At 69.7% G+C, this 26975-nt stretch carries 22 protein-coding genes and 1 tRNA gene; 6 read left to right on the top strand and 17 right to left on the bottom strand.

Annotated elements, in window-relative coordinates:
• Window positions 1-17: 17 nt before the first annotated feature.
• From ACIBAE_RS05300 to ACIBAE_RS05285, 4 genes are all read right to left on the bottom strand, one after another.
• Window positions 18-1442, bottom strand: coding sequence for an LAETG motif-containing sortase-dependent surface protein (locus ACIBAE_RS05300; RefSeq protein ID WP_399282451.1), 1425 nt, complete (start codon window positions 1440-1442; stop codon window positions 18-20).
• Between the two features lie 224 nt (window positions 1443-1666).
• Window positions 1667-2212: a single-stranded DNA-binding protein gene (locus ACIBAE_RS05295; RefSeq protein WP_399282450.1), complete on the bottom strand. Its 546-nt coding sequence runs from the start codon at window positions 2210-2212 to the stop codon at window positions 1667-1669.
• 118 nt (window positions 2213-2330) lie between these two features.
• On the bottom strand, window positions 2331-4118 hold the full coding sequence (locus tag ACIBAE_RS05290; protein WP_399282449.1) for a GTPase: 1788 nt from the start codon (window positions 4116-4118) through the stop codon (window positions 2331-2333).
• Window positions 4115-5719 carry a dynamin family protein gene (locus tag ACIBAE_RS05285; RefSeq protein ID WP_399282579.1) on the bottom strand — a complete coding sequence of 535 codons (1605 nt, stop codon included), beginning with the start codon at window positions 5717-5719 and terminating at the stop codon, window positions 4115-4117. Before ACIBAE_RS05285 ends, ACIBAE_RS05290 begins: the two co-directional genes overlap by 4 nt.
• A 317-nt stretch (window positions 5720-6036) precedes the next feature.
• Between ACIBAE_RS05285 and ACIBAE_RS05280 the strand changes: the two genes are divergently transcribed.
• Window positions 6037-6112 (top strand) — tRNA-Arg (locus tag ACIBAE_RS05280).
• Window positions 6113-6712: 600 nt separating this feature from the next.
• On the opposite strand, the gene ACIBAE_RS05275 is transcribed toward ACIBAE_RS05280, so the two are convergent.
• A complete protein-coding gene (locus ACIBAE_RS05275) occupies window positions 6713-7081 on the bottom strand; it encodes a nuclear transport factor 2 family protein (RefSeq protein ID WP_399282448.1) in 369 nt (122 codons plus the stop codon).
• Between the two features lie 182 nt (window positions 7082-7263).
• On the opposite strand from ACIBAE_RS05275, the gene ACIBAE_RS05270 reads away from it, so the two are divergent.
• From ACIBAE_RS05270 to ACIBAE_RS05260, 3 genes are all read left to right on the top strand, one after another.
• On the top strand, window positions 7264-8115 hold the full coding sequence (locus ACIBAE_RS05270) for a helix-turn-helix domain-containing protein (RefSeq protein ID WP_399282447.1): 852 nt from the start codon (window positions 7264-7266) through the stop codon (window positions 8113-8115).
• A gap of 171 nt (window positions 8116-8286) precedes the next feature.
• Window positions 8287-9282, top strand: a complete 996-nt coding sequence (locus ACIBAE_RS05265; RefSeq protein WP_399282446.1) for an ABC transporter ATP-binding protein — start codon at window positions 8287-8289, stop codon at window positions 9280-9282.
• Window positions 9282-10178 carry an ABC transporter permease gene (locus ACIBAE_RS05260; RefSeq protein ID WP_399282445.1) on the top strand — a complete coding sequence of 299 codons (897 nt, stop codon included), beginning with the start codon at window positions 9282-9284 and terminating at the stop codon, window positions 10176-10178. Before ACIBAE_RS05265 ends, ACIBAE_RS05260 begins: the two co-directional genes overlap by 1 nt.
• Window positions 10179-10221: 43 nt before the next feature.
• Here the strand turns inward: ACIBAE_RS05260 and ACIBAE_RS05255 are convergent, their stop codons facing one another.
• The 5 genes from ACIBAE_RS05255 to ACIBAE_RS05235 all read right to left on the bottom strand — a co-directional run bounded on the left by ACIBAE_RS05255 (window position 10222) and on the right by ACIBAE_RS05235 (window position 15350).
• Window positions 10222-11250: a TauD/TfdA family dioxygenase gene (locus tag ACIBAE_RS05255; RefSeq protein ID WP_399282444.1), complete on the bottom strand. Its 1029-nt coding sequence runs from the start codon at window positions 11248-11250 to the stop codon at window positions 10222-10224.
• 95 nt (window positions 11251-11345) lie between these two features.
• On the bottom strand, window positions 11346-12767 hold the full coding sequence (locus ACIBAE_RS05250; RefSeq protein WP_399282443.1) for a hypothetical protein: 1422 nt from the start codon (window positions 12765-12767) through the stop codon (window positions 11346-11348).
• A 250-nt stretch (window positions 12768-13017) separates the two neighbouring features.
• Window positions 13018-14040 (bottom strand): transcriptional regulator, encoded by a 1023-nt coding sequence (locus tag ACIBAE_RS05245; RefSeq protein ID WP_399282442.1) that lies wholly within the window; start codon window positions 14038-14040, stop codon window positions 13018-13020.
• Window positions 14041-14247: 207 nt separating this feature from the next.
• Complete coding sequence (locus ACIBAE_RS05240; RefSeq protein ID WP_399282441.1) at window positions 14248-14472, bottom strand: DUF397 domain-containing protein; 225 nt, start codon at window positions 14470-14472, stop codon at window positions 14248-14250.
• Window positions 14469-15350, bottom strand: coding sequence for a helix-turn-helix domain-containing protein (locus ACIBAE_RS05235; protein WP_399282578.1), 882 nt, complete (start codon window positions 15348-15350; stop codon window positions 14469-14471). The genes ACIBAE_RS05240 and ACIBAE_RS05235 overlap by 4 nt, the downstream gene beginning before the upstream one ends.
• A 546-nt stretch (window positions 15351-15896) precedes the next feature.
• Between ACIBAE_RS05235 and ACIBAE_RS05230 the strand changes: the two genes are divergently transcribed.
• Window positions 15897-16181: a hypothetical protein gene (locus ACIBAE_RS05230; protein ID WP_399282440.1), complete on the top strand. Its 285-nt coding sequence runs from the start codon at window positions 15897-15899 to the stop codon at window positions 16179-16181.
• Between the two features lie 135 nt (window positions 16182-16316).
• Here the strand turns inward: ACIBAE_RS05230 and ACIBAE_RS05225 are convergent, their stop codons facing one another.
• From ACIBAE_RS05225 to ACIBAE_RS05195, 7 genes are all read right to left on the bottom strand, one after another.
• Window positions 16317-17168: a helix-turn-helix domain-containing protein gene (locus tag ACIBAE_RS05225; RefSeq protein WP_399282439.1), complete on the bottom strand. Its 852-nt coding sequence runs from the start codon at window positions 17166-17168 to the stop codon at window positions 16317-16319.
• Window positions 17169-17433: 265 nt separating this feature from the next.
• Window positions 17434-19761, bottom strand: a complete 2328-nt coding sequence (gene yicI / locus ACIBAE_RS05220; protein ID WP_399282437.1) for an alpha-xylosidase — start codon at window positions 19759-19761, stop codon at window positions 17434-17436.
• Between the two features lies 1 nt (window position 19762).
• Window positions 19763-21175 (bottom strand): GH1 family beta-glucosidase, encoded by a 1413-nt coding sequence (locus ACIBAE_RS05215; RefSeq protein WP_399282436.1) that lies wholly within the window; start codon window positions 21173-21175, stop codon window positions 19763-19765.
• Between the two features lie 180 nt (window positions 21176-21355).
• Entirely contained in the window at window positions 21356-22171 is an 816-nt protein-coding gene (locus ACIBAE_RS05210) for a carbohydrate ABC transporter permease (RefSeq protein WP_399282435.1), read from the bottom strand.
• Between the two features lie 5 nt (window positions 22172-22176).
• Window positions 22177-23133, bottom strand: a complete 957-nt coding sequence (locus ACIBAE_RS05205) for a carbohydrate ABC transporter permease (protein WP_399282434.1) — start codon at window positions 23131-23133, stop codon at window positions 22177-22179.
• A gap of 10 nt (window positions 23134-23143) precedes the next feature.
• Window positions 23144-24376: an extracellular solute-binding protein gene (locus ACIBAE_RS05200; protein WP_399282433.1), complete on the bottom strand. Its 1233-nt coding sequence runs from the start codon at window positions 24374-24376 to the stop codon at window positions 23144-23146.
• Between the two features lie 496 nt (window positions 24377-24872).
• Window positions 24873-25955: a LacI family DNA-binding transcriptional regulator gene (locus tag ACIBAE_RS05195; RefSeq protein WP_399282432.1), complete on the bottom strand. Its 1083-nt coding sequence runs from the start codon at window positions 25953-25955 to the stop codon at window positions 24873-24875.
• Window positions 25956-26264: 309 nt separating this feature from the next.
• Here ACIBAE_RS05195 and ACIBAE_RS05190 point away from each other — a divergent pair, with 309 nt between their 5' ends.
• A complete protein-coding gene (locus ACIBAE_RS05190; RefSeq protein ID WP_399282431.1) occupies window positions 26265-26432 on the top strand; it encodes a hydrophobic protein in 168 nt (55 codons plus the stop codon).
• Window positions 26433-26975: the final 543 nt, after the last annotated feature.

The following is a 26975-nucleotide window of genomic DNA, read 5'->3' as shown; positions in this document are numbered from 1 at the left end:
TCAGCGCCAGGGGTCGTTCACTCCGCGCCGGCGGCGGCCTTCTTCTTGCGGAGGAAGAACACCGCGCCGCCGCCGAGCACCACGAGCACGATCGCGATGCCCGCGATCACCGGGGTGGCGCTGGACGAACCGGTCTCGGCCAGGTCTCCCGTGCCGCCCGTGCCGGCGGCCGGGGTGTCACCGGCCGAGGCCGGGCTGGGGTGCGAGGACGGCTGGTCGGTCTCCGGTGCGGGGGTGCCGGTGGTCCGGCAGTCCAGGACACCCTTGAAGTTCTGCGAGAACCCACCGGGCCCGGTGATGGTGAAGTCGTACGCCTCGTCCTCACCGACCGGGACGGTGACGGTCTGGGACCCACCGGCCTCGACCGTGTGCTCGACGCCGGCCAGCTCGAAGGTGAACGGCTCGTCACCCTGGTTGGTGGCGGTGACGTCGACGCCGCCCTTGGCGCAGTTCTTCTGTGCGGTGAGCGCCGGGATGGCGCCCTTCTTGGCCCAGTTGGCGGTGGCCGTCGCGGAGACCGTGGACTCGCTGGAGCCGGCGAGGATCTGGGTCTGGCTCTTGGTCACACCGGCGAAGGCGCGGCCGACCGGTACGGAGGTGGTGGCCTGCACGCCGAACGAGGCGACGCCGTCGGTGGTGCCGGCCGGGACGTCGAAGAACAGCTGCGTGCCGTCGGCGGCGGAGGTGACCGGCCGGCCGTCCTTGTCGGTGATCTTGATGCCGCTGGCGACGGTGTCGGCGGGCGGCGTGACGGTGACGTTGTCGGCGTCGGTACGGACCGTGACGGGACCGAGCTTGTCGCCGGCCTTGCCGGAGACCGCGCCGGGCTCCAGCGTCAGCGAGGCCTTGGGCTCCGCCACGTTCCGGGCGCCCTTCTCCAGCCACTCGGCGAGCTTCTCGGCCTGCGCGTCACTGGCGTCGACGTCGGCGCCGTCCGAGTAGCGCCAGATCGCGACCTGGGTGCCGGCCGCGGCGGTCTTCTCGGTGAGCGGACCGGTACCGGCGGACTTGGCCAGCGCCGCGAGGTCGTCGATCTGCGGGTAGGAGTGCTCCAGGATCCAGCGGATCTTGCCGGCGTTCCGGTTGGCACCGAGCGAGGTCTGGTCCCAGGGCGTCTCCAGGTACTTCGCCTGCGCCTGGGTGGGGTTGTGAATGTCGATGCAGTACGTCTTGAGCTTGCCGCCGCCATCGACGGTCATCTCGAACAGCCCGGCGGGCAGCTGCTGGTCCTTGCCGTTCGTGTGGAGCACGGCGCCGTCGTAGGTCTTCAGCCCGTCGAGCGTGGCGGAAGCTCCGCCCTGGTGCTGGGGCGTCTCATCGGCGGTGGCCGCACCGGCCCCGACCAGGGAGCCCACGGCCACCAGGCCGGAGACGAGAACGGCGGCGGTGAGGCGCGCGGCGCCTCGTCTCCGTACGGATGACGCAGATATAGCAGAAAACACAGAATTCCCTTCGGGCGAGGGTTCTTCGCGGGTGAGCGCGTGGGGGGTATGCCTCGCCGGCAGACTCAAGTGCCCCGTGAGTACCTGGGGATCCTATGGACGGCGGGAAGCACGTGTGCCCGCGCAGGCGCTCACATAACCGTTCTGAATCGGAATCGTTATCGACAGCCCGACAAGCCTCCGGAATGCGGCCGGTTATATCGACAAATCTCTACAACCCCCGCTCAGGGCAGAGCAGTCGCCACGACGGCCGGCGCGGGGGCGGGGGTGTGATCGGGGGTGTGATCGGGAGCGGGCGCAGGAACCGAACGTGACTCCCACTCCGGCCCGCTCCCCGGCGCCCGCACCTCCTCCCGCGCCTCCTCCCGCGCCCGCCCCGAACCCCCATGACGTTCCGTCAGAAAGGTGCTCGCCCTGGTCACCCGCCTGAAAGCGGACGTGCCGCGCGCCAGGTCGTGTCCGATCGCCACCGCGTCGATGTCGACGAACGTCCTTCGCTGTCCTTCCCGTTCCTCCTCGCGCACCCGCAGCCGGCCGTGCACCACGAGTGGCTCCCCGACGGACACCGAGGCCGCCAGATTCGCGCCCAGCGTCCGCCAGGCCCACACCGTGTAGAAACTCGTCGGTCCGTCGGACCAGCATTCCCGCTGCCGGTCCCAGCGGCGCCCGGTCACCGCGAATCTGAATCGCGCCACACCGCCCGAGGCCGACTCCCGGAATTCCACGCCTGTCGCGGCATTCCCCACCACGGTCACCACGGTGTCGTTCATCAGGGCCCCTCCCGTCCGGCCGCGTCGGCCGGACGGCCGATCGACTGATCCCATGCTGGACCGGACGGAAGGAACGTGCGGGGGCCTGTGGACGACGCGGGCGTTGGGGAAAACGCCGTCACCCCCTCGCGCCGGAGACGATGACGTACCGCTCCCGCACCTCCCGGTACCGCATCAGCTCCGCCGAGACCGGATCCAGCACCTTCGCCCGCCCGCACGCGGCCGCCGCTTCCCGCAGCCGCCGCTCGGCGTCCTGCCCGTACCGCCGCGCGGCCCCCCGGGCCGCCGCTCCGCAGGCCCACTCCACGAACGGACCGCCGATGATCCCGGCGAGCATCACCAGCACCGGCGGCAGCAGTCCCGGTTCCAGTACCCCGACGATCTGCCCCACCAGCCACAGGGCGCCGAAGATCTGCAGCAGTGTCATCGACGCCTGCGCCAGCACCGCGGCGGGCCACCAGGCCGGCCTCGGCGGGCGGCCGCCCGGCGTGCCCGCCGTCACCGCCAGCTCGTCCAGCGCCTCGGGCAGCCCCTCGGCGCCCCGTACCGCCGCCTCGCGCACGGCGTGCGCCCACGGCGCCGGCAATCCGGCGGACGCCTCCTCCGCCACCGTACGTACCGCCTGCTCGACCCGCTGCCGGGCCGTCAGCTCCTCCTCCACGACCACCGCGGCCTGCGGGGTTCCGCCGCCGGGCGTACGCCTGCTCTCGTACCAGCGCCAGAGCCGCAGCCATGGCGTCCCGCACGCCCGCCCGGCGTTCCTGCGCCACTCGCGCTCCGCCGTCTCGCCCGCCGCCACCGCGCCGACCGCCCAGGCCAGCCGGTCCGCGAACTGCTCGCGGGAGCGCTCGCCGAGTCCGGGCCGCCCCTCGGCGACATACGCGGAACGCATCCGCCGCGCCGCCGCGTCCACATCGGCGGACAGACGCCGCGCCGCCGCGTTCCGCTCCTGTACGAATCGTCCGAGCAGCTCACGCAGTTCGCCCACGCCCTGCCCGGTGAGCGCCGAGAGGGCGAGCACGGTGGCGCCGGGCTCGCCGTGTTCGCCGAGGGCCATGCCGTCGTCGTCGAGCAGCCGGCGCAGATCGTCGAGGACCTGGTCGGCGGCCTCGCCGGGGAGCCGGTCGATCTGGTTGAGGACCACGAAGGTGACCTCCGCGTGCCCGGCCAGCGGCCGCAGATAGCGCTCGTGCAGCGCGGCGTCCGCGTACTTCTCCGGGTCCACGACCCAGATGACCGCGTCCACCAGCGCGAGTACCCGGTCCACCTGGTCGCGGTGGCGGACGACCGCCGAGTCGTGGTCGGGGAGATCGACCAGCACGAGTCCGTGCAGTTCCTCGTCGCCGTCGCCGCCCGCCAGCGGCCTGCGCCGCAGCCGCCCGGGGATGGCGAGCCGGTCGAGCAGCCCCGCCGCGCCGTCCGACCAGGTGCAGGCGATGGGGGCGGAGGTGGTGGGCCTGCGCAGCCCAGTCTCCGAGATCGGTACCTCGGCGAGGGCGTTGAAGAGCGTCGATTTGCCGCTGCCGGTCGCTCCGGCGATGGCGACGACGGTGTGCCGTGAGGACAGCCGCTGGCGGGCGGACGCCTCGTCCAGCACGCGGCCCGCCTCGGCGAGGATGGACCCCTCCGGCCCCTCCGCCCCTTCGAGCCGGGTCCGCGAGAGGCCGACCAGCTCGCCCAGGGCGTCCAGCCGGACCCGCAGCCGGCCTCCGTAGGAGCCGCCGATGGGGGTGTGCGCGTCGGCGTCGCCCGGGGCGGGCTCCAGGCCGTCGAGGTCTCCCGGGGCGCCTTTCTCACCGGCGCGGCGGGCGATGAACCCGTCGTCCCAGGAGCCGCCGTCGCCCTCGGCGGCGTCGGCGTGCCGACCCTCGCCGGCCTCGTTGATCCCATCCGTCACAGCGGTCACCTGGGTCGCCTCTCCTTCTGCAGAACGGACAGCGCGGCGATCAGTTCGGCCTGTGGCTTCGGGGTCACCTCAAGGCCGTCGAGGGGCGCCAGCCGCCGGTCGCGCTCCCCGTTCAGTACGCGGTCGATGTACGTCGTCACCAGCTCGCCACCCCGGTCCCGCAGCCGCAGCGCTCCCTGCGCCCCGACCAGCTCCGCGAGCCGCTCCCCCGCGCTCCGCGCCCGCCGCCCGCCGAGCAGGGCCGCGGCGAGCAGGGCGGCCACCGTCTCGGCCTCGGGCGCGGCGTTCCGTTCCAGCTGCCGTACCTCCTCCTCGGCCAGTTCCTCCAGGACCCGGCGCCAGCGGCGTACGGCCATCCCGATCTGTTCCGTCACCTCACCGTCCGCCCCCGCCGCGTCGACGGCTCCCGCGGCCGGTTCGCGCCCCCATGCCTCCTCCACCCGCTCGTCGGCGGCGGCCACGGCGCACTGGAGCAGGGCGCCCAGGCTCTCCACCAGCGAATCGAGCAGTTCCCGCGCCGAGCTGTCCCGGGGATAGCCGCGCCACCGGGTCCGCGCGTCCCCGGCGAGCACCGCGCCGCGCTGAAGCTGCCGGCGCACCCGCTCACCCTCGGCGGCGTACGCGTCCTCCACGGCGGTCGTCAGCCGTACGGCGGCGGCGTACTGCGCGGCCACCGCCCCGGCCAGCTCGGGCATCCGCACCTTGAGCGAGTCGACGACCCCGGCCGCCGTCCGCACCACGGCCTGCTGACGGGCCGCCGGATCCCGCACCCGGTGCGCCAGCCAGGCGAGGAGCGGCGCCACGGCGGTGGTGGGCAGCAGCCCACTGCCGCCGCCCGCCGACTCGGGCAGCTCGGGGATCGTGAACCGGGGTACGTCTCCGAGTCCCGCACGGGTCAGCAGCGCCCCGTACTGCCGCGACACCTCGTCGATCACCTGGTGCGGCACCCGGTCGAGCACGGTCACCAAGGACGCGTCGTACTCCTTGGCGGTACGGAGCAGATGCCAGGGCACGGCGTCCGCGTACCGGGAGGCGGTGGTCACCATCACCCACACGTCGGCGGCGCAGATCAACTCGGCCGCCAGCAACCGGTTCGCCACCACGAGCGAATCGATGTCGGGGGCGTCGAGGAGCGCGAGCCCCCGGGGCAGCGAGGAGGCGGTGTCGATGCGCAGCGCGTTCTCCTCGATGAGCTCCCCGCCGCCGCCCACTCCGTCGTCCTCCTCCTGCTGGGGGAGCCATACGCGGGTGAGGTGCGGCAGGACGCGCATACCGGCGAACCAGTGGTGATCGTCGGGATGGCACACCAGCACGGGAGTGCGCGTGGTGGGCCGCAGCACGCCCGCCTCACTGACCCGGCGCCCCACAAGGGAGTTGACGAGCGTGGACTTCCCGGCGCCGGTGGACCCGCCGACGACCGCCAGCACCGGCGCTTCGGGGTCCCGCAGCCTGGGCAGCAGATAGTCGTCGAGCTGTGCGAGCAGCTCCGCCCTCGTCTGCCGGGCCCGCGGCGCCCCGGGAAGGGGCAGGGGAAGACGCACGGCGGCGACACGGTCGCGCAGTGCGGAAAGTGCGTCGATCAGCTGGGGCCGTACATCCAAGGTCACCACATGCGAAGAATGCCCAATTTTGGAGCCTTTTTGAAGCGTATAGGTACCTCTGTGCGCCGATCGAGAACTCGGGACAGACGGGACGAGTAGGGCGCAGGCATAACGAGTGCACAACACCCGAGGCACAGGAGGCCAAAAGCGATGCGCGAATCGCACCTGCCTGCAATTATCGGTTCGCTTCACTGAACCTACACATCGTGCCACGCAGGTGAAGCAACCGGGTCAAGGCGATCGGAGCCCTATCCTTGTCCCGGCACGGTCACGGAACCACCCCACCAGGGGCTCCAGGTCACCGAGGCCACCATCCGGCCCCCGTAGCTCAGTGGATAGAGCAGGTGCCTTCTAAGCACTTGGCCGCAGGTTCGAGTCCTGCCGGGGGCACCACCGGTCCACCACCCTCAGCCCTCCCTAGCGGAGGGCTTTTTCGCAGGTCAGCGGCGTTTCAGCGCAACCTCCGCAGCGGCGGCTCAAGCCCCGCGCCGGCCCTGACGGCGGGGTCGGCAGCCCGGCCGGCCCCGGCTTCGGACGGCTCCTGGCGGGCGTTCCTCCGGAAAACTTCGCGAAATTCCGCCGCGACCGGTCCGTCCGCGGCGCCACGGCGGGCAGCTCCCGCCGCCCCTCCCTACGCTTCCGCGAGCCGGTCGGACCTCGACGAATGAGGCATAAGGGGCACGCGGGACGGGAAGGCTGTTGCCCGCCCACGCGGCGATCCGGGCCGGCCTGACTCCATTTCTCAGCTGTTCAGCCGGGCCCTCCGGGAGGTGCGCCGTTCGTCGGGCACGGCGCCAGGACCGGTGCGGGGGCTTGCTCCAGACGCGCCGAAGGACCGATCCGGCGAGCAGCCCACCCCTGTCTCCGGGGCATCCCACGGGCTCGTGAGTCCCGCGCGGGTGAGCGTCGGATCCCGGGACCGCGCCCCGGCCCGGGGATCCGGCTCCGCGCGTCATCCCGACATCCCGGTCGGCGCGTGTCCCGACGTCCCGGTCAGGCGGTGGGCACCTTGTCGAGGAAACCGAGGACCTGTTCGATCTTGTTGTCCTTGTCGGTCGCGACCACGTCGAAGCCGATGACGATGCTGTCGGCGCCGCCTTCGGGGACCAGCTCCCACTGGAACCGGGTGAGGTTGTGGTGGGTGTCGGGGGCTCCGAGGACGTGGAAGCGGAGGCCCTGGAACTGGTCACGGGCGCCGGTGATCAGGGCCGCGACCGCCTCGTGTCCCTGAACGGTGGCGAGCGGGTCGGTGTACGTGGCGTCGTCGGCGAAGAGCTCACCGATGGCGGCGGCGCGGCGGTCGGAGTCGGGCTCGTTCCAGATGCCGATGTAGCGGGTGGCCAGGTCGTTGACGTCGGTCATGTGGTCTCCTCGGCTGATGGGTGGTGACGTGCGGCGGGGCCGGGCTCGCACGGTCGCCGGTCGCGGCGACGTGAGCCGGTGGCACCTCGGCGCCCCGGCCATATCGTGGCCGGGACGGGTGAGCGCGTCGATTACCCCGGAAGTAATGGATACGAGGCCGGGGCGCCCCCTAGCGTGGGCGCGTGGACACGACGACGACTTCTTCCGCGCACGGGCGCCATCCGCTGGTGGGCCAGCTGTTACGTGACTGGCGGGGCCGGCGACGGCTGAGCCAGTTGCAACTGGCGCTGGACACCGACATCTCGACCCGTCACCTGAGCTTCATCGAGACGGGACGGTCCCGGCCGAGCGGCGACATGATCCTGCGCATCGCCGAGCAGCTGGATGTGCCGCTGCGGGAGCGCAATCGTCTCCTCCTCGCGGGCGGCTACGCCCCGGTCTACCGGGAGAGCGCTCTGGACGCGCCGGAGATGAGCACGGTACGGGGCGCGCTGCGCCAGATTCTGGCGGGGCACGATCCGTATCCGGCTCTGATCGTGGACCGGGGGTGGAATCTGGTGGACGCCAACGCGGGGATCGAGTTGTTCACCCGTGGGGTGGCCGAGGACCTCCTGGCCGAGCCGTTGAACGTACTGCGGCTGAGTCTGCATCCGGAGGGGATGGCGCCACGGATCGTCAATCTGGGTGACTGGCGGGCCCATCTGCTGGGGCGCCTGCACCGCCAGATGGTGGCGACCGAGGATGCCGGTCTGATCGAGCTGTACAAGGAGCTGAGCGCTTACCCTTCCGTCCGTTCCCACGGCAGGACCGAGCCGGAGGCGCACCCGCTCGGGGCGGCCGATGTCGTGGTGCCGCTGCGTTACCGACACGGAGAGCGGGAGCTGTCCTTCTTCAGCATGACCGCCCTGTTCGGCACTCCGCTGGCGGTGGCCATCGAGGACCTGGCGATCGAGTCGTTCTATCCCGCCGACGAGGCCACCGCGCGGGCACTGCTGGACCTGCGCGCCGAAGCGGAGGGTCCGTCCGCCCGATAGGGGTACGACGGTCCGCCCCGAGCAGCCGGCCCGCCCGCTCGCTTTTTCGCCCGTGCGCCACGAAGGGCCGGTTGCCGCACGTCGATTTGCGGGGCCGGGAGCCCGGGCGGACGATTCCGGGGAGTCCCGCGTACGACCGGCGCGGGCCCGACGCGGGGAGGTGGAGGACCGATGGCGCCCGCCCCGGAGACGGAGACGCACGGCCAGAGACCGCCCGGCACCGAGGCTGTCATCCGGGTCACCGGGCTGACGAAGGTCTATCCGAAGACGGACTTCGCGGCGGTGGACGGCATCGATCTGCTGGTGCGGCACGGCGAGATCTTCGGGCTGCTGGGCCCCAACGGCGCGGGCAAGACCACCACGGTCGGGATGCTGACGACCCGGGTGGTGCCCACGTCGGGTTCTGTGTACGTCGGGGACATCGACGTGGTCAACCAGTCGACGCTGGCGAAGCAGGTCATCGCGGTGGTCACCCAGCAGAACACCCTGGACCGCTCGCTGACGGTCTGGGAGAACCTGTACTTCCACGGACTGCTGTTCGGTATCCCGCGCCGCGAGTCGCGGCGGACGGCCGATGAACTCCTCGATCAGTTCCACCTGTCACGATGGCGGGACTCCTCCGTGTACGCCCTGTCCGGCGGGATGGCGCAGCGCCTCCTGGTGGCGCGGGCGATCTTCCACCGTCCTGCGGTGCTCTTTCTCGACGAGCCGACCGCCGGTCTGGATCCACAGAGCCGGCTGGCCCTGTGGGAGGTGCTGGACCGTCTGATCGCCGACGGTCAGACCATCCTGATCACCACGCACAACATGGACGAGGCCGATCACCTCTGCGACCGGGTGGCGATCATCGATCACGGCCGGATCCTCGCCCTGGGCACTCCCGCCGCGCTCAAGCAGGATCTCGGGGCCGACACCATCGTCACGGTCAGTACCAGCGGCAGCCCGGAGGAGCTGGCGGCCAGGCTGCGGCGCGACATCCACGGCGTCGTCCGTACCCGTCTGGTCGACGGCGGTGTCGAGCTGCAGGTCAAGGGGAACGACCGGCTGCTGCCCCGGGTCGTGACGAGCGCCGAGTCCGGCGGTTTCGACCTGATCGACCTCTCGATCGCCGAAAGCAGCCTGGAGACGGTGTTCATCAGCCTCACCGGAAAGGAACTGAGGGACTGATGGCCGTATCCGACGCGTCCCCGCCGCCCGCCGGACGGCCCGCCCAGCGGATCGATGTGCTGCCGAGGCGGTCGGCGGCGGCGTCCAGCCGTTCGGCGCTGGCCGGTCTCATCCGGCGGGATCTGACCGTGCTGAAGAAGAGCTTCGGCGAATTCGTGGGGCGGACGGTGATGCAGCCGTTCCTGCTCGTCTTCGTCTTCCTCTACGTGTTTCCCCTCATCGGGCAGGGCATCGGGTCCGGCGGCGGGACGGCCGGGGAATCGGCGTTCGCCACGGTCCTGGTGCCGGGGGTGGTGTCCATCGCCATCATGTTCCAGGGCATCCAGTCGGTCGCCATCCAGATGTCCCAGGAATTCGGCTTCACCCGGGAGATCGAGGACCGGGTGCAGGCACCCTGCCCCATCTGGATGATCGCGGTGGCCCGGGTGCTGTCGGGGGCCGCCCAGGGGCTGATCTCGGCCGTCATCGTGCTGCCGATCGCGGCCGTGGTGCACGCGCCGGGGGTCCATCCGCACCTGGTCATCCACTGGTGGATCGTGGTCACGCTGATTCCGCTGTCGTGCGTCACCATGACCTCCCTCGGGCTGTTCCTGGGCACCACCTTCGAGCCCAGGAACATCGGCGTCATGTTCGGCTTCGTGGTGCTGCCGCTCGTCTTCCTCGGCGGCACGTACTACCAGTGGACGAAGCTGTCCCTGGTGCAGGTGGGAGGGTTCCACTGGCTCCAGGTACTCGTCCTCGTGAATCCGCTGATCTACATGAGCGAGGGCATGCGGGCCGGGTTCACCGATGTGTCCCACATGCATCTGTACATCGTCTATCCGGTGCTCGTGGGCTTCTTGGTGCTCTTCCTCGGCCTGGGTCTGCGGAACTTCCGTCACCGCGTACTGTCCTGACCCCGGGCCCGTGCCCGTGGCGCCGCCGCGTCCCTCGACGCCGCTACGTGGCGTCCACGAGCGCGGCGAAGGGATCGATCACCCGGCCGTCGGCGCCCTCGCGGAGTGCGCGGCTGCGGCGGAGGTCCCGTACGACGGTGAGCTTGCGCATCCAGCGATCGGTGCCGTCGTACCGGGGCCGGAAGGTGCCGCGTCCGTGCAGCGCACGGTAGTTGTCCACCAGCAGCAGATCGCCCTCCGCCAGGCTCAGTGTCGTGGCGCCGCGATCAAGCTGGTCGGCGAGGTCCGCGAGGGCCTTCGCCGCGCGTTCGTCGCCCGGCAGGGCCCGCGTGTACGGGAGATCGACGCGCAGGTACGGGGCGTGCCGGGAGCCGAACATCAGCGGGCGGGGGCGCCCCGCTTCCGTGGTCCCGCCGCTCCTGCGCAGGTGTTCGGAGTCGGGCATGATCAGGAACCGGGGCGAGAACAGCGCGTCCAGGTCCAGCCGTCCGAGATCGAGGGCGGCGGTGGTGACGAGAGAGTTGGGCACCCGGTCGTGGTTCCTGAGGCAGAGCAGTGCGAGCGCGTCGCACCGCTCGTCGCTGAAACAGTCCTCGATGTGCAGTTCCAGGTCGGTCTCGCTGCTGTGACCGGTCTGCTCCCGCTCCTCGCCCGCGATGGGCAGGATGTCGTTGAACAGGTGCCCGTCCTGCAGGCTGGCCCAGCCGATGGGATCGCCCAGCTGGGCGGTGACAAGCGCGAGCCAGAAGTCCTGGCGGACGGTGGCGGCGGGTTCGCGTTCCTTCCAGTGGCCCGGGGTCGGGCAGTCAGCGCCGCCCACCGGGCCGCCGCGGATCACCAGCGCCGCCGTCGACTCCGCGAAGCGCATCTCCCGGACGGCGTCCAGCACCTCGTCCGGCAGCCCGGACGCGTACGCGCCGGCCTTCCGCAGGAATCCGGGATCGTCGGCCGCGCCGAACTCCTCGCCCACGGCGTCGAGCACGGCCGAGCACTCCCGAACGGCCTGTCCGCCGAGGGTCAGCTCCCGTATCCCGGGGTCCCCGGCCCGCACCGTGTTCCCGTTCTCCCGCACGTCTCTCTTCCCTTCGTGTCGCTGTGGACGAAGCCGCTGAATCGGCCGGTGTGACGGGGTCGACCGTGTCCGCGTCGACCGTGTCCGGCCGGTGCTCACCTCGGTGTCGCGTCCAGCGTCATCGAACGGAACTGGGCGCGCCACGGCTCCGGATCGAACGACCGCAGCACGTACTCCCGATCCCGGTCGAGGCCTTCACGTACGGGGGGATCGGCGGCGGCGTTACGGTCCATGAGATCCACCAGCGCCCGCGCCGCCTCCGGTATCCCCTCGTTCCCCTGGTAGCCCTTCACGACGACGCAGCCGCTGTCGGAGCCGTAGAAGTCCTCGAAGCAGGTGAAGTCGGTGACCGCGCAGGGGACCCCGGCGATGGCGGCCAGCGCGGGGCCGAGACCGACGCTCTCCACGTCGGCGGTGTTGGGGGTGAACAGCACCGCGCCGGGCCCGGAGCGGCAGAGGCGCAGCAGGTCCACCTCGTCCAGACGCCACTGACCCGCCGCGTCCAGATGGCTGGCCAGCGGGACACCGTCCAGGAAGGCGATGTCCTTCAGTACGCCGATTTCCCCCGCCAGGGCGAGCACCTCGCGGGCGTACGGAGGGTCCTCGTCGAGGCTGCCGAAGACCACCAGGTACGGGGCGGGGGTGCCCCGGCTCTCGCAGATCTTCTTGGCCTCGGCCAGGAGCGAGACCGATATCTCCACGCCCTTGACCCGGAACATCCGTACCGGCACGAGCAGCAGCGGACGGTCCCGGTCGAGATCCCGTTGCGCGAGGAACTCCGTGTGGCGGTCCTGGAGCCGGCCGCTCTCCACGACCGGCAGGACGTTGGGCAGGATGCTCGCCGTCAGCGACGTCGGATAGCCGCTGACCTCCTTCGCGAGTGCCGGGGAGACCACGGCCCAGCGGTGGCAGGGATGGGATCCGGGTACGGGGGTGAACTCGTTCGGCTCCTCGGGATAGAGGCGGACGCCGTCCTCGAAGATCGCGCAGCTGCCGAAGAGGTCGTGGTCCCAGAAGAGAACGCCTCCGGGTCGGCCGTCTGCCCAGCGCTTCGCCGCGGCCCGGTGCAGGCCGAGGGTCACCGGCACGGCGTCCGAGAGCGTCATGTTGACCGCGCACACCCAGTCGACGTCGTGATCGTCGAGCCAGCGGGTGAAGTACTCCTCGTAGGGCCCGGCCAGCGCCTCGATCGCGTCGCGCAGCTCGGCGCGCTCCGCTTCGTCCAGCGCGTCGGCCCGGGCCACCCCCGCGCGGACACGGGTCAGTTGGCGCATGAGCTCGGCGCGCTCCAGGTCCACCGGCACGGCGTCGCTGACCGACATCCAGGCGGGGTATCCGCTGTCCGGGCGTCCTTGGGGGAAGAAGTGTTCCTTGTCGGGCCGCCATGAGTAGCCGAGGTCGGCGACCACGGGCAACTCCAGCTCTTCCGAGCCGAGTTCAGCTTCGATCACATTGCGGAAGATGGTGAGCAGTCCACTCACGGGGAGTCCGTCGCCCGACACCAGAGCAAGCTTCATCCGACCCTCTTCTCATGAATCCTCAGAATCCTCAGGAAACGTCTCCGGTCCGACGTGGCACCGACGCGGCACCGACGCGGCACCGGCACGGCCCGCGAAGGCGCACACCCGTACACCGGCGGGCACCCCGCGAGGCGACCGCGCGAGCCACCCCGACCGTCCCGCAGCCGTACGCGGAAGGACTTCTGCCCCACGACCGGCGGGCCATGCCCGGGGCCCCGGATGTGGATCTACACGGCCATCCCGGGTCTCAGGCAAGCAGGGCGGGCGGTACGACAGCCCGGGCCCGCTCGTACAGGGACTTCGCTTCCTGGTTCTTCAGGTGCGGGCGGAGAAGCTTGAACATGTCACGGAAGCGCTGGTCGATTCGTCCGGAGTCGACCAGCGGGTAGTCGTCCAAGGCGTTTCCCCACGTGACACAGGCCGCTTCCAGATGCCCTATGGACAGTTGGCGCTCCGCGAGAATCGCGCGTTCCTTGACACGGGAACGGCGGTAGACGCCGGGCCGCAGCCTGTCAGACTCCCGCATCGCCTCAACGGCTCCACGCGGATCGCCGAGTTCGAAACGAACCTGGCTCACGTGGTAGTTGAGCGACGCGGGGCTGTAGGAACCGAGAGCCTTCTCGCGGGATTCGGCTTTCTCCATGGCCCTTTCGGCTTCGCGCAGATACCTGAGTGCTTCGACGCGGTTCCCGGTCCGCGCTGCCGCATGCGCCTGCCGGCCGGCCAGGAAGGGGCGCATCCGAGGACCCGCCTGAGGTGACGCCGCCGCAGCCGCGTCGGCGAGCCGCACGGCGGTGGCACCATGGCCCAGATCAACCGCCTGGACACTCATTCCCCGCAGCGTGGTGCAGTACGTCAAGTGATCTTCTGAGGCCCCCGCCAACTCCAGAGCCTTCTGGTAATAGCGCTGCGCCAGACCGTGCAATCCCTCGTCGACGGCCATGTAACCGGTGAGGTAGCACAGGTCCGAGGCCGCTGACAGCATCGCCTTGCGTACATCTTCGGTGGCCTCGGTACGCAGGAGGGGCGCCACGGTGTTGACGATGAACGAGGCGGTCGGCGGGCGCGCGGTGCGCCCACCGAACTGGTCATCCATTTCGGACAGACGCTCGGTCATCGCCACGACGGTCGCGACGTCCGGCTCTCCGATACGCCGAAGAGTCCTCGACCGCGCACCTTCCATCCGGCCGACCACATCGGGCCATTCGGGAATGGTGAGAGCGGCAGAGAAGAGGGCGGCATTCACCACGCTGCGCCGCGACAGGTCCATGTCCTGCCTCCCGAGATCAATGATCGCGTCAACAGTGTCCGGTCCGGCGGCTGCACCGGCGACTTCCGGGAAGCCCGCCTCGCGCGCGGTGACGGGCCGCCCCCGAGGGGCTCTCACCTCTCCCCCGGGCTGTAGCAGCCCGGCTTCCTCCAACCCCTTTGCAGTGAAAGGACGTTCACGCCGCCAGGTCAGCAGCCGGAACGGTCCTCAGACAGGCCTGAATCGACTGGCCTTCACGGCTCCGACGAACGCTGTCCAAGCGTCTTCGTCGAAGACGAGGCAGGGCGCAGCAGCGACCTTACTGTCCCGTATCGGCACGAGACCCGGAAATCCGTCCGCCACTTCGAGGCATTCGTTGTTTCCCCCGCTGTATGTGCTCTTGCGCCACCGCGCTTCCGACAGGTCTGAAAATGTGCGACGCGGGGCGTTCATTCTCCGTGCTCCTTCGAGAGCTTGTGGATGAGGGAAAGTGACTCCGCAGGGGAGAGCGCCGACGAGCGGGCATCATCAAACAGAGCCCGGTAGCGGGCCACCTCCGGTTCATGCTCCAACCAGATAGACCCTGTCGGATTGTCCGCGAGCACAACATCAAGAGCCGAGGTCTCCGTAAAACTGAGTATCACGTAAGGGCCGAACATGCTCGCATGAGCCCCACGATGAAACGGAAGAATCTGAATCTGCACATTCGGCAGATCGGCCACGCTCATCAAGTGCTCCAGCTGTGCACTCATCACATTCGGGCCCCCAACCTGCTGCCTCAGAACGCCCTCCGCGACGACGGCCCAAACGCTCAGTGGGTCATCAGCCACAAGTCGTTCTTGCCTTGCCAAGCGAACGCGAACGAACTGTTCGATCTCGCTTGGTGTCTGCCATGCCTTGGAGGCGACCGTCACGGCCCTCACATAGTCGGCGGTTTGCAACAAACCGGGGATGAGTTGCCCCTGAAATGTACGAATAGTGGAAGCCGTTGCTTCCAGCGCAATATAGTCCCGATAAGTGTCAGCGAGTACAGGGCCGTACTGATTCCACCATCCAGTTCGACGACGGCGGTTGGCGGTTCGGGCAAGATCCGTGAGACGGGTCGCAATCTCCCCTTCCTGCTCCACGCCATAAGCACGGAGCAGAGCCAGCACATCGGGCGTCCTCACGGCCACACGTCCGTTTTCAATGCGACTGATCTTGCCCTTGGTGCAATCGAGAGCCTCGGCCGCACTGGCCATCGTAATTCCAGCCGATTCTCGAAACTTCCGTAGCTCCTCGCCCAGTTGGCGGCCGAGCACGGTAGACGGCTTCTCCGTCCTCCTCGCCAGTGTCACTCCGACTCCTTATCGAACTGTAGTTCTAATTTTCACCTCGCACTGAGACCTTCGGGCAACAAAGCTTTCAGGCAACGTTGCACATATCTCGCCTTGGGTGCATTCCACTGAGGGTCGAGCCGCCATTACGGAGTGTGATGTCGATGCGTCAGAAGGATCAGCGCGCCCAAATACGGGCCTGCTGAAGACATTCTGCCCCGCACTGCGGCGGTGTTGGAGGGTGTCACGGCTGCCGATACCGGCCGTTCCGGTGCCGCTACCACTACGGCGCCCCAGCGAACGCCCCCTCGCCCAGCGAGCTCGCTGAACAGGAAGGCCCCCGCAACCGCGCGAACGGTCCGCCGGGCAACGACGCGGCGGTGCAAGCGACATGGTGTATCGACCACACCGGTCGGAGCGGGCATACGGGCTATCGCTCGATCGTGACCCGACGCCTGCGCGCGATGGCACCTCCTGATGAGACGGGGGCGGTGACGTGTGATGGCGCCTGACGCCATCGGGGCGGCCCGTCGTGACGGTCGCCTCCCGGCTCGTCGTCGGGTGACCGATGTGCTGCTCAGCGGCCTGGGGCATGTCCTGTATCTCATGGACGAACTCTGGTACCGCGTGCGCCCGGACGCGAAAGCGGCGGATCAGAGGATCGAGGCAGCTCTACGCCACGCTTTGCGTGGCCTGGCGTCTCACATCGACCCGGCGGACCGGCTGCCGGCCGATGAGGAAGGGCGCGACACGCAGACCGCGTGGGTCGACCACGAGTGGGAGTCGCTGGTCGACCGGCTGACTGCCGGGGGCGGCCGGGACGGCGCACCACCCCCCGGAGGCTGATGCCTCACAGCGGCCCCAGCCACCGGCCAGGAATCTGGCGGGTGGCTGGGGCTTCGCCCCGCCTTCCTGGCTCCTCGGTCCAGTTACCCGCACGCCCTCGGAACCGGATACGTCTTCGCGGCCCATCCTCCGGGGTCAGTTCAGCGCGTCGATGGCCCGCACGATCAGCTCGCGGGCAGCCGCGCCGTACACGGCCATGGCCCGTAGTTCCTCGAACGCCTTCATGTAGAGGGCGATCTCGCTCGGCTGGGTGACTGTGACGCGGGCGGAGAGCAGTTCCAGGGAAACGAGCGTGTCGTCGTACATGTGGAACGTCTCCATCGGCCAGATGGAGCGCGAGGGCGTCGCCGCCGGAATCACTCCGAGCGATACCGACGGGAGCGCGCCCGCCGTCAGCAGGTAGCCGAGCTGCGCGGCCATGGCATCCGTGTCTCCGATCTGGTGCCGCAGCGCGGATTCCTCGACCAGCAGCACGAAGCGATGCCCCGGCTCATGGACGATCCGGGACCTCTCCAGGCGGGCGGCGACCGCTTCCGGCACGTCGTTCGGGATCTCCCGGAAGCCGGTGATCGACGACATCAGGGCGGTGATGTAGCCCTCGGTCTGCAACAGGCCGGGCACCAGGGTGCCCGAGTACACGCGGAAGACGCTCGTCGCCTTGAACAGGGGGACGTAGCTGTGCTGCAACTGCTTGAGTCCCACCCGTACCTTGCGCCGCCAATCGACGTACTGGGATCCGGCGTTGTGTGACTGAGCGATGATGTCCGCCGCCTGGTCCTCAGCGCCGCACGCACGACACCAAGCGCGGATGTCAGCAGGCGACGGAGGCGTTCGGGCGTTTTCCACGCGCGAGGACTTCGAGTGGGTCCAGCCGCAGAGCGCGGCCAGCTCGGACCCGGTGATCCCGGCCTCGGCACGGAGTTCACGCAGCCGTTGGGCGACGCTCTCACGGGCGGCCTGAGCCGATGAGGACGGGGAGATGGGCATGAGCTGACCTGAGCGCTCTCTCGCTATCCGATCTTGTACTCCACGAGTCCCCTGCCGCTTCCGGTCCGTCCGGATGGTGGGGCTCTCACCTCCCACCCGAACGGTAGCGGCCCGGCTTCCCCCAACTCCTTCCATGTGCACCGATGTTCACGTCCATCGACGCCTCCGGCCGACGCACCCGTACGCGCGCACCGGCCGGCCGCTCCATGTGAAGCGCCCGGCCGGGATTCCCGGCCGGGCGCTTCACATGGACACTCGTCCGGACTCAGCCGTGCGAAGGCACCGCCAGGCGGTGGGTGCCCGCCGGGGCCGTGTACAGGGCGCCGCGGGGGTCCACCGCGCCGTCGCCCTCGGGGGTGGCGCCCACGAGCAGGACCTGCCACGGCAGGTCGCTCTCCGTCTCGACGACGATCTCGCCGCCCGTGCGCCGGGTGGTGAAGACCGCGGCCGCGCCGGAGCCGTCCTGGGTGGGGATGGTGGTGACCGTCTCGGAGCCGTCGGCGCCGCCCGCGTACACGCGCAGCGTCACACCGTCCGCCCAGGCGTACTCGGTGCCCTCGTCACTGGCGCCGAACGGGATGACCGCGCCTGGGCGGGCCAGCAGGGGCAGCGTGGTGAAGTCGTGCGTCTCACGCTGCCAGCCGGGGCCGGGGACCAGCTCGCCGGTGAGGACGTTGGTCCAGGTGCCGGCGGGTACGTAGTAGTCGACCGTGCCTTCCTTGGTGAAGACCGGTGCCACCAGCAGGTCGTCGCCGAGCATGTACTGCCGGTCGAGGGTCTGGGCGACCAGGTCCTCGGGGAATTCCAGCAGCATCGCGCGCATCATCGGCGTACCGGCGTCCCTGGCCTGGGTCGCGGCGCGGAACAGGTACGGCATGAGCTGGTGCTTGAGGCGGGTGAAGGTGCGGGTGACCTCGACCGCCTCGTCCCCGTAGTCCCACGGCACCCGGTAGGACTTGCTGCCGTGCAGCCGGCTGTGTGAGGAGAGCAGACCGAACTGCACCCAGCGCTGGAAGACCTCGGCCGGCGGGGTTCCCTCGAACCCGCCGATGTCGTGGCTCCAGAAGCCGAACCCGGACAGTCCCAGCGACAGGCCGCCGCGCAGCGACTCGGCCATCGCGTCGAAGGAGGACTCGCAGTCGCCGCCCCAGTGCACGGGCAGCTTCTGGCCGCCGGCCGTGGCGGACCGGGCGAAGAGGACGGCCTCGCCCTCGCCGCGCTCCCGCACCAGCAGGTCGAAGACGGTCTCGTTGTAGAGCTGCGTGTAGTAGTTGTGCATCCGCTCCGGGTCGGAGCCGTCGTGCCAGGCGACGTCGACGGGCACGCGCTCGCCGAAGTCCGTCTTGAAGGCGTCCACGCCCTGGTCGAGCAGGACCTTGAGCTTGCTCGCGTACCAGTCACGGGCGGCCGGGTTGGTGAAGTCCACCATGCCCATGCCGGCCTGCCACTGGTCCCACTGCCAGACGTCGCCGTCGGGCTTCTTGAGCAGGTAGCCCTCGGCCATGCCTTCGGCGAACAGGTGCGACTTCTCACCGATGTACGGGTTGATCCAGACGCAGATGCGCAGCCCCTGCGCCTTGAGCCGGGCGAGCATGGCTTCCGGGTCGGGGAAGACCGCCGGGTCCCAGATGAAGTCCGACCACTGGTACTCACGCATCCAGAAGCAGTCGAAGTGGAAGACGCTGAGCGGGATGTCGCGGTCGGCCATGCCCTTCACGAACCGGTTCACCGTGGCCTCGTCGTACGAGGTGGTGAAGGAGGTCGACAGCCACAGGCCGAAGGACCAGGCCGGCGGCAGCGCCGGGCGGCCGGTGAGGGCCGTGTACCGGGCGAGGATCTCCTTCGGCGTGGGGCCGTAGATGATGAAGTATTCGAGGGACTGGTCCTCGACGCTGAACTGGACGCGCCCGACGGCCTCGGAGCCCACCTCGTAGGACACCTTGCCGGGGTGGTTGACGAAGACGCCGTATCCCCGGTTGGTGAGGTGGAAGGGGATGTTCTTGTACGCCTGCTCGCTGCTGGTGCCGCCGTCCGCCTGCCAGATGTCGACCGTCTGGCCGTTCTTCAGGAACGGGGTGAAGCGCTCGCCGAGCCCGTACACCGTCTCGCCGACACCGAGGGGGAGCTGACCGACCATGTGGTGGCGGTTCTCGTCGTCGGTGACGAAGCCGGTGCCGCGTGCGCCGACGGAGGTGAGGGATTTTCCGGCGGCGGTGAAGTCCAGCAGCCAGGGGGCGTCCGTGTCGACCGTCAGGGAGAGCTCACCGGAGGTGAGTTCGATCTTCGAACCGTCGCGGAGCACGGTGGCCGGACTCTGTCCCGGGCCGTCGGCGCCGGTGGTCAGCTCGAACTCGGGTCCGCGCCGGACCTTGCCGCCCTGGTGGGTGGTGCGGACGCCGATGACGCCCTCGGCCGGCGACCAGAGCTTCACGGTCAGCAGGGGGCTGTTGAGGGTGTGGCCCCGGTCGGTGACCCGCTTGACGGGCGCGTAGAGCGTGACGTCGTTCTCGGTGACAGCGGCGTCCGCCACCTCGGCCGCGTAGCGCGGGGTGACGCCCGGCCGCATCTGCCAGTAGCCGTCGGTGAACTTCATCTCAGTGCTCCTGCTCGGTCGCGGGGTGGGCGGCGCGGTGGGCGGCGATCAGCTCGCGGAACCAGTGGTAGCTGTCCTTCGGCGTGCGCTCCTGCGTGTCGTAGTCGACGCGCACGATGCCGAAGCGCTGGCCGTAGCCGCGGGCCCATTCGAAGTTGTCGAGCATCGACCAGCAGTAGTAGCCGCGTACGTCCACGCCCGCGTCGATGGCGCCGACGAGCGCCCGGAGGTGGTCCTGGAGGTACGTCACCCGGTCCGCGTCGTGCACGGAGCCGTCCGCGGAGACGGTGTCGGCCTCGGCCGAGCCGTTCTCGGTGATGTAGACGGGCGGCAGGTTCGGGTAGCGCTTGTCCAGGTCGACCAGCAGGTCGGTGAAGGCCTCGGGCACGACGGGCCAGCCCATGGTGGTGTGCCGGGTGCCGTACGGGTCGGTCTCGACGACCCCGATGTCCATGGCGGTGCGCAGGCTCAGGTCGGCCTCGCGGTGCGGCGCGTCGGCGACGGTGAGCGGGCGGTAGAAGTTCAGGCCCACGAAGTCCAGCGGGGCGCCGATGATGTCGAGGTCGCCGTCGCGGCGGTACGAACCGTCGGCGAGCGTGCCCCAGGTCTCGGCCTCGCCGGTGGGGTAGCGGCCGGCGAACAGCGGCTCCGTCCACACCTCGTTGTGCAGCGTCTCGGCGCGGCGCAGGGCGGCCTGATCGGCCGGGGAGGAGCTGGCCGCCTCGATCCGGTCGAGGTTCAGGGTGATGCCGACCTCGCGGGCGCCGGCCTCGCGCAGCACCTGGACCGCGTGGCCGTGGGCGAGGAGCAGGTGGTGGGCGGCGGCCAGGGCGGGGGTGCCCGCGCGCACGCCGGGGGCGTGCCGGCCCTCCGCGTACCCCACGAAGGAGGAGCAGAAGGGCTCGTTGAGGGTGATCCAGCGGCCGACCCGGTCGCCGAGCCGGTCCACGACGACGCGGGTGTACTCGGCGAAGTGCTCGGCGGTCTCGCGCACGCGCCAGCCGCCGCGGTCCTCCAGGGCCTGCGGGAGGTCCCAGTGGTAGAGCGTGACGGCCGGGGAGATACCGGCGGCGAGCAGCGAGTCGGTGAGCCGGTCGTAGAAGTCCAGGCCCTTCTCGTTGACCGCGCCGGTGCCCTGCGGCTGGATCCGCGACCAGGCGATGGAGTAGCGGTACGAGTCGACGCCGAGGCGGCTCAGCAGCTCCACGTCCTCCGGATACCGGTGGTAGTGGTCGCACGCGACATCACCCGTGGCACCGCCCTCGGTACGTCCGGGGGTGTGGCTGAAGGTGTCCCAGATGGACGGCCCGCGGCCGTCCTCGTCGTACGCGCCCTCGATCTGGTAGCTCGCGGTCGCGGTGCCGAAGGTGAATCCCGGAGGGAATACCAGGGAGGCGGGTGAAGCGCTGCTCATGGTGTTGCGGACCTTTCGGGTCTGCTGGGGGTGTGGGGTGAAACGGTGCTGCCTGATCAGGCGTCCCGCCCCGGGGAGGGCGTCGCGCCTGATCAGGCGGGGTACGGATGAGCGGGTTCGGATGAGCGGGTACGGGCGGGGGCGGTCAGGCCGGGGCCCGTACGGCCGCGCGGTGCGTGGCTACTTGACGGAGCCGCCGGTGATGCCCGCGGCGACGTACTTCTGCGCCATCACCAGCAGGATCGCGGCGGGGATGGCGGAGACGACGGCGGTCGCCATGACCGCGCCCCAGTCACTGACGTGGGCGCCGATGTACTCGTACATGCTGAGCGTGATCGGCTTGATGTCGTCCGTGGTGTTGAGGGTCAGCGCGAACATGAAGTCCGACCAGGCGAAGAGGAACGTGAAGAGCCCGGCCGTGATGAGCGAGTTGCGGCTCATCGGCAGCACGACGCGTACGAAGGCGGTGAAGCGGTTCGCCCCGTCGACCATCGCCGCTTCGACGACTTCCTTCGGGATCGAGACCATGAAGGCCCGCAGCAGCACGATGGAGAACGGCAGTCCCAGTGAGGCGTCGGCCAGCATCAGGCCGGGCAGGGAGTTGACCAGGTGCAGGTCGACGTAGGCGCTGTAGAGCGCGTTGGCTATGACGATGCCGGGCACCATCTGGGTGATCAGGGTGCCGAACACCATGGTGCGGCTGCCGCTGAGCTTGAGCTGGGCCATCGCGTACGCCGCCGGTGCGGCGAGCGCCAGACAGATCACGACCGCGCCGAGCGCGACCCCGAGGCTGGTCAGCAGCGAGCCGCCCTGGCTGCTCAGGGCGCGGCTGAAGTTGTCCCAGCCGGGTGAGGTCGGGAACCAGGCGGTGGAGGCGAGGCTTTCGCCGGGCTGGAGCGCGATGTTCAGCATCCAGTACAGCGGGAAGAGCAGGATGACCAGAATGACCAGCGCGATGACGGTGTTGGCGCCTCGGCGCAGAGTGCGGGATGACATGGCGATCACTTCCCCTGACCGAAGTCGGACCGGTTGGCCCGCAGATAGAACACCGCGAAGATCGCGCTGACGAGGATGAGGATGTTCCCGACCACCGCGCCCTGACCGAAGTCGAGTTGCTGGAAGGACAGCTGGTAGGTGACGGTGCCGAGGGTCTGGGTGGAGTCGGCGGGGCCGCCGCCCGTCAGCGCGAGGATCAGGTCGAGGATCTTGATCGTCGACATGAAGCCGAGGACCAGGACGACGGTGACGACCGGGCGCAGCTGCGGCAGCGTGATGCTGCGGAAGGTACGCCAGGGGCCGGCGCCGTCGAGCGAGGCGGCCTCGTACAGCTCACGCGGGATCTCCTGGAGCCCGCCGTACAGGATCACCATGTTGAACGGGATGCCGACCCAGATGTTGACCAGGATCGCGGACAGCAGGGCGACGCTCGGGCTGCTCAGCCACGGCACCGCGTGGTCCGTGAGGTGCAGGTTCATCAGCAGGGTGTTGATCACCCCGGTGTCCTGGTCGAGGAGCTTGCGCCAGACGACCGACGACACGACCATCGGGACGAGCCAGGGCAGCAGCAGGACCGCGCGGACGAAGCCGGAGAGCCGGAAGCGGCGGGCGAAGAACACCGCGAGCATCAGGCCCAGGGTGAACTGCCCGAGCAGCGAGCCGACGGTGAAGACCAGCGTGTGCCAGAGCGAGTCGGTGAACAGCGGGTTGTTGAAGACCGCGGTCCAGTTGTCGAAGCCGTTGAAGGGCGCCTTGCCGGTGAAGAACGTCTGCGGCGTGTAGTGCTGGAAGCTCATGATGACGTTGCGCACGAGCGGGTAGCCGAAGAACGCCAGCATGTAGACCAGGGCCGGGGCGACGAAGAGCCAGCGCAGCGCGGAGCCCTTCGTCCTGCGCGGCTGGGTTTCCAGGGGGATGCCCGGCTGGGGCTTCACGGGGGTGTCAGTGGTGACGGTGGTCATCGCGGTCTCCTCACTCGCCGCCGGCCGTGGCCTGCGACTGGGCGTGCTTCAGCGCGGCTTCGGGTGAAGAGTTGCCGGTCAGAACGGACTGGAAGGCGCCTGCCAGGGCGTCGGAGACCTTCGGCCACCGGTCACCGACGATGGCGGTACGCGAACGGGCGGTGGCCACCTGGTCCGCGAAGCCCGCGAGCTTCGGGTTCTTGGCCTTGTACTGCGCGGCGGCCGTGTCCTTCGTGGGGATGTTGTTGACACCCTCACCCCACGCCACCTGGTTCTTCTCCTCGTTCAGGCAGTTGAGGATCTTCGCCGCGGTTTTCTGCTTCGTGGCGTCGCCGTTCTTGGGCAGCGTCATCACGGTGCCGCCCATGGGGGCCACGGGGGCCTTGCCGGCCACCGGGACCGGGACGGTGGCGACCGCCCAGTGCAGGTTCTTGTGCTCGTTGAGCGTGGGCACCTGCCACGGGCCGTTGACCATCATCGCGGCCCGTCCGGCGATGAACTGGTCGTTGACGTCCTGCTGGTTCCAGTTGACGACGGCGCTGGAGGTGACCTTGCTGTCGACCAGGCTCTTCCAGAGCTTGAGCGCCGCGACGCCCTTGCCGTCGTCCAGATGCGCCTCGCTGCCGCCCGCCGACCAGAAGAACGGCAGGAACTGGTAGACACCGTCCGCGTCCGGCGTGGCGCTGAAGGCCATGCCGTACGTCTTGCCCTGGGTCAGCTTCTTGGCCGTCACCAGGAGCTCGTCCCACGTGGTGGGCGGCTTGACGCCGGCCTTCTTCAGCAGGTCGACGTTGTAGACCAGCGCCAGCGAGTTCACCGAGCGGGCGATGCCGTACTCGGTGCCCTTGTAGGTACCCAGGCTCTGCGCGCCGGGGGAGATTCCCTCGACGCTCACCCCCGCGTCCTTCAGCGGAACCAGACCACCGGTGGCGGCGAACTGGGGCAGCCCGGATCCGTCCAGCTCAAGGATGTCGGGCAGCGAGTGCGAGGAGGCCATCCGCAGTGCCTTCGTGGCCACCTGGGAGGCGGGGACACTGGTCTGCTTGACCTTCACCCCCAGCTGCTTGGCGCACTGGTCGAAGAACTTCTGCTGGGCGGTGTGCTCAAGGGTGTCGGTGGCCGAGTTCAACACCGTGATGGTGTCGGGGCCGGGCCCTTGCGCGCAGCCGGCGAGGCTGACCCCGGCCACGAGGGCTGCGGCGATCAAGGCCGGCGCCGCGAGACGGCGGCGAGGGTATGGCATGGCGGTGTCTCTCCGTTCGGGCTACGACTCTGTAAGGAGACGGAGGTCGTGCGAGACAGCGCGACGGCAGGCCGGGCACCAGGGGTGTCCGGCCGCGTCGTTGTCTGCGGAAATGCGGGAGAAGCTGGGGAACGCTGGGCTGGAGAAAGGGGTGGACCTTGGAACGACAGGGTCGCGTGACCCACGACACAGTGCGCCCGGCGCTACCGGGGGGCACTTCGGACGTCCGTGGTCCGGCTCAGACGCTGTGCTGAACCGAGAGCATGGGAGGACCGGGCGGGACAGGGCCGTACCGTGCGCCGGACGGCCCCGTGGCGCTCTCTGCGATGTGGCTCATGGCGGTCACCATGGCTCCCGACTGTCGTGCGGTGCCGAAGTCGATGCGATCGACCCCGACTTGTCGAAACGATTCGTCGAATCGATTCGACGATGCGATTGCAGCGATGTTAAGCGTTTGTATGGATGGCGACAAGAGTTTGTCGGGAGGAGACCGGGATCAGTCGCGCGGGGCGGTGAGCGGGGTGAGCCCCGGCAGCAGTTCCGGCGCGATCAACAGGTGCCCGACGGAGTCGGCCAGCAGCCGCGTGGCGGGCTCCATGCCCCGCCGGGGAGGCTCGCGCAGTGCTGTGGCGGCGGCTACGGCCAGCCGGGTCACCTCTGTGGCCAACGTCACCACCGGCAACTCGATACGGGGCAGCCGCCGGCCGGCCGGATCGCTCGGCAGGGCGCCGATGACCACGACCGTCAGATCCTCCGGTATACGAAGCCCCGCACCGGTCACGGACGTCAGGATGTGATGGTGCGCGGAGGGGTGCTGCACGATCAGCGCGGTCGGCCGGTTCCGCGCTCCGCCGCCCAGCCGGCCCGTGCGGTCGGCGAGGAGCGTGCGGAGTTGGCCGGCGAGCCCGGCGGGGTCACTGACCGAGTGGGCCACCTGGACGGCGGCGCCGGTGCCGCGGGCACCCCGGCCGGCGCCGGCGATGCCACGCAGCGCGTAGCTGCGCCGGGCCCGTACTTCCGATTCGCCCGGCGCGAGGTAGACCATCTCGCTGTGTCCGGCGGCGGCCAGTTCACGCACCGCGAGGGCCGCGGCCTCTTCCCAGTCGAGGTCGGTCCACGGGAGGGCGTCCTCGTCGGCGGGCCGCCCGATGAGAGCCGCCGGGAAGGCCAGTTCCCGTACGACGTCGATACGCGCGTCCTCCATGTCGACGGCCATGAGCACCGCCGCGTCCGCGAGTCCGCTGCGCGCCACGCGCCGCAGGCCCTCGGCGTTGTCCCGGGAGGTGGTGAGGAGCAGGTCGAATCCGAGGTGGTTGGCGGCGTCGCTGATGTCTATCGCGAAGCGGCCGTCCACGGCGTGCTGCCGGCCGGCCGAGCGGGGCAGGGCGAGAGCGATCACATGGGTGCGGCTGCTGCGCAGGGTCCTGGCGCTGGCCCGTGGGTGGTAACCGAGGGCGTCCACGGCTTCCTGTACGCGCCGGCGCGTCTCCTCGGAGATGCTCCGGGAGCCGTTGAACACGTACGAGACCGTGCTCGGCGCGACCCCGGCGCGCTGCGCGACGTCCCTGATGGTTGCCATTCTCGACCCTTCGGTGGTGCGGCACGACGCCGGAGAAGGTGCCGGAGCGGCGATTCGCCATCGTATCGAACGCCTCGGTGGGGTGGCCGCGAGCATGGTGGCCTGAACTCACTCCACAACAGGGCCTATTGCCCCAAAAGGTGCAAAGCATCCAAATGGGCTGCTCGGTGCGGCCGGACGGCGGGACCCACCGGAGAGGCGGCGTCCCGCCGTGCCCCGAAAAGGACCGGGAAAACAAAGAAAAGATCTCCGTTTCCCAGGCATGGCCCGAATTACCGAGGGCACACGGCTGGTCGGAGGTTGATAACTATGGTTCCCCTGCTTCTCGTTCTTCTGCTCGCCCTGATCCTCTTCGGTGCCGGTTTCGCACTCAAGGCACTCTGGTGGATCGCGATTATCGTGCTGGTGGTCTGGCTCCTCGGCTTCCTGGTGCGTCCGACCAGTGGTGGAAAGCGTGGCCGCTGGTACCGATGGTAGACAGAGCGCACTGAACAGCGGTCAAGTGGGCGGGGCCCGGACACCATTGTCCGGGCCCCGCCCATTTCCCTGCCCCAACTCCACCGCGTCCGATAATTTCCCCGCGGCAATACTCGTCGCGTTCGCGTCACGGGCGATAGGGAAAGGCGGGCTGACGGCCCGTGAATTCTGGTTCGCGGGTTCACTGGTCCACGGCGCCGGACTGCGGGGCGCTCCGGGGGCGGCGAGCCCCGGCGGCTCGTGGCGGTGTCGGGCAGGACGTCGGGGGTGATCTCGGCCGGCCCCAGCGGACCCCGGCCATCGCCGGCGGGCTCCAGGGGCCCAGCGGCGAGGGTCCATATCGAGCTGAATCCCGCCGAGATCCAGCCAGACCGGCAACCCGTTCCGCCCGGGGTGCCGGGGACCCGGTCCGGCCGCCGAGCGGGCGCGGGCCGGTCTGCTGCGGGCCGTACGGTCCTGCTCCCCCGGCTGCCGGGCCGGAGCCGCTCCGCCGGACGGATCCGGCCGGGCATCCGGACCCCGTACCCTCACCTCACCGCTCTC

Source organism: Streptomyces sp. NPDC051569 (genome assembly GCF_044454085.1).
In the GTDB taxonomy this organism is placed as follows: domain Bacteria; phylum Actinomycetota; class Actinomycetes; order Streptomycetales; family Streptomycetaceae; genus Streptomyces.
This window is presented reverse-complemented; position numbering and strand designations above follow the sequence as displayed.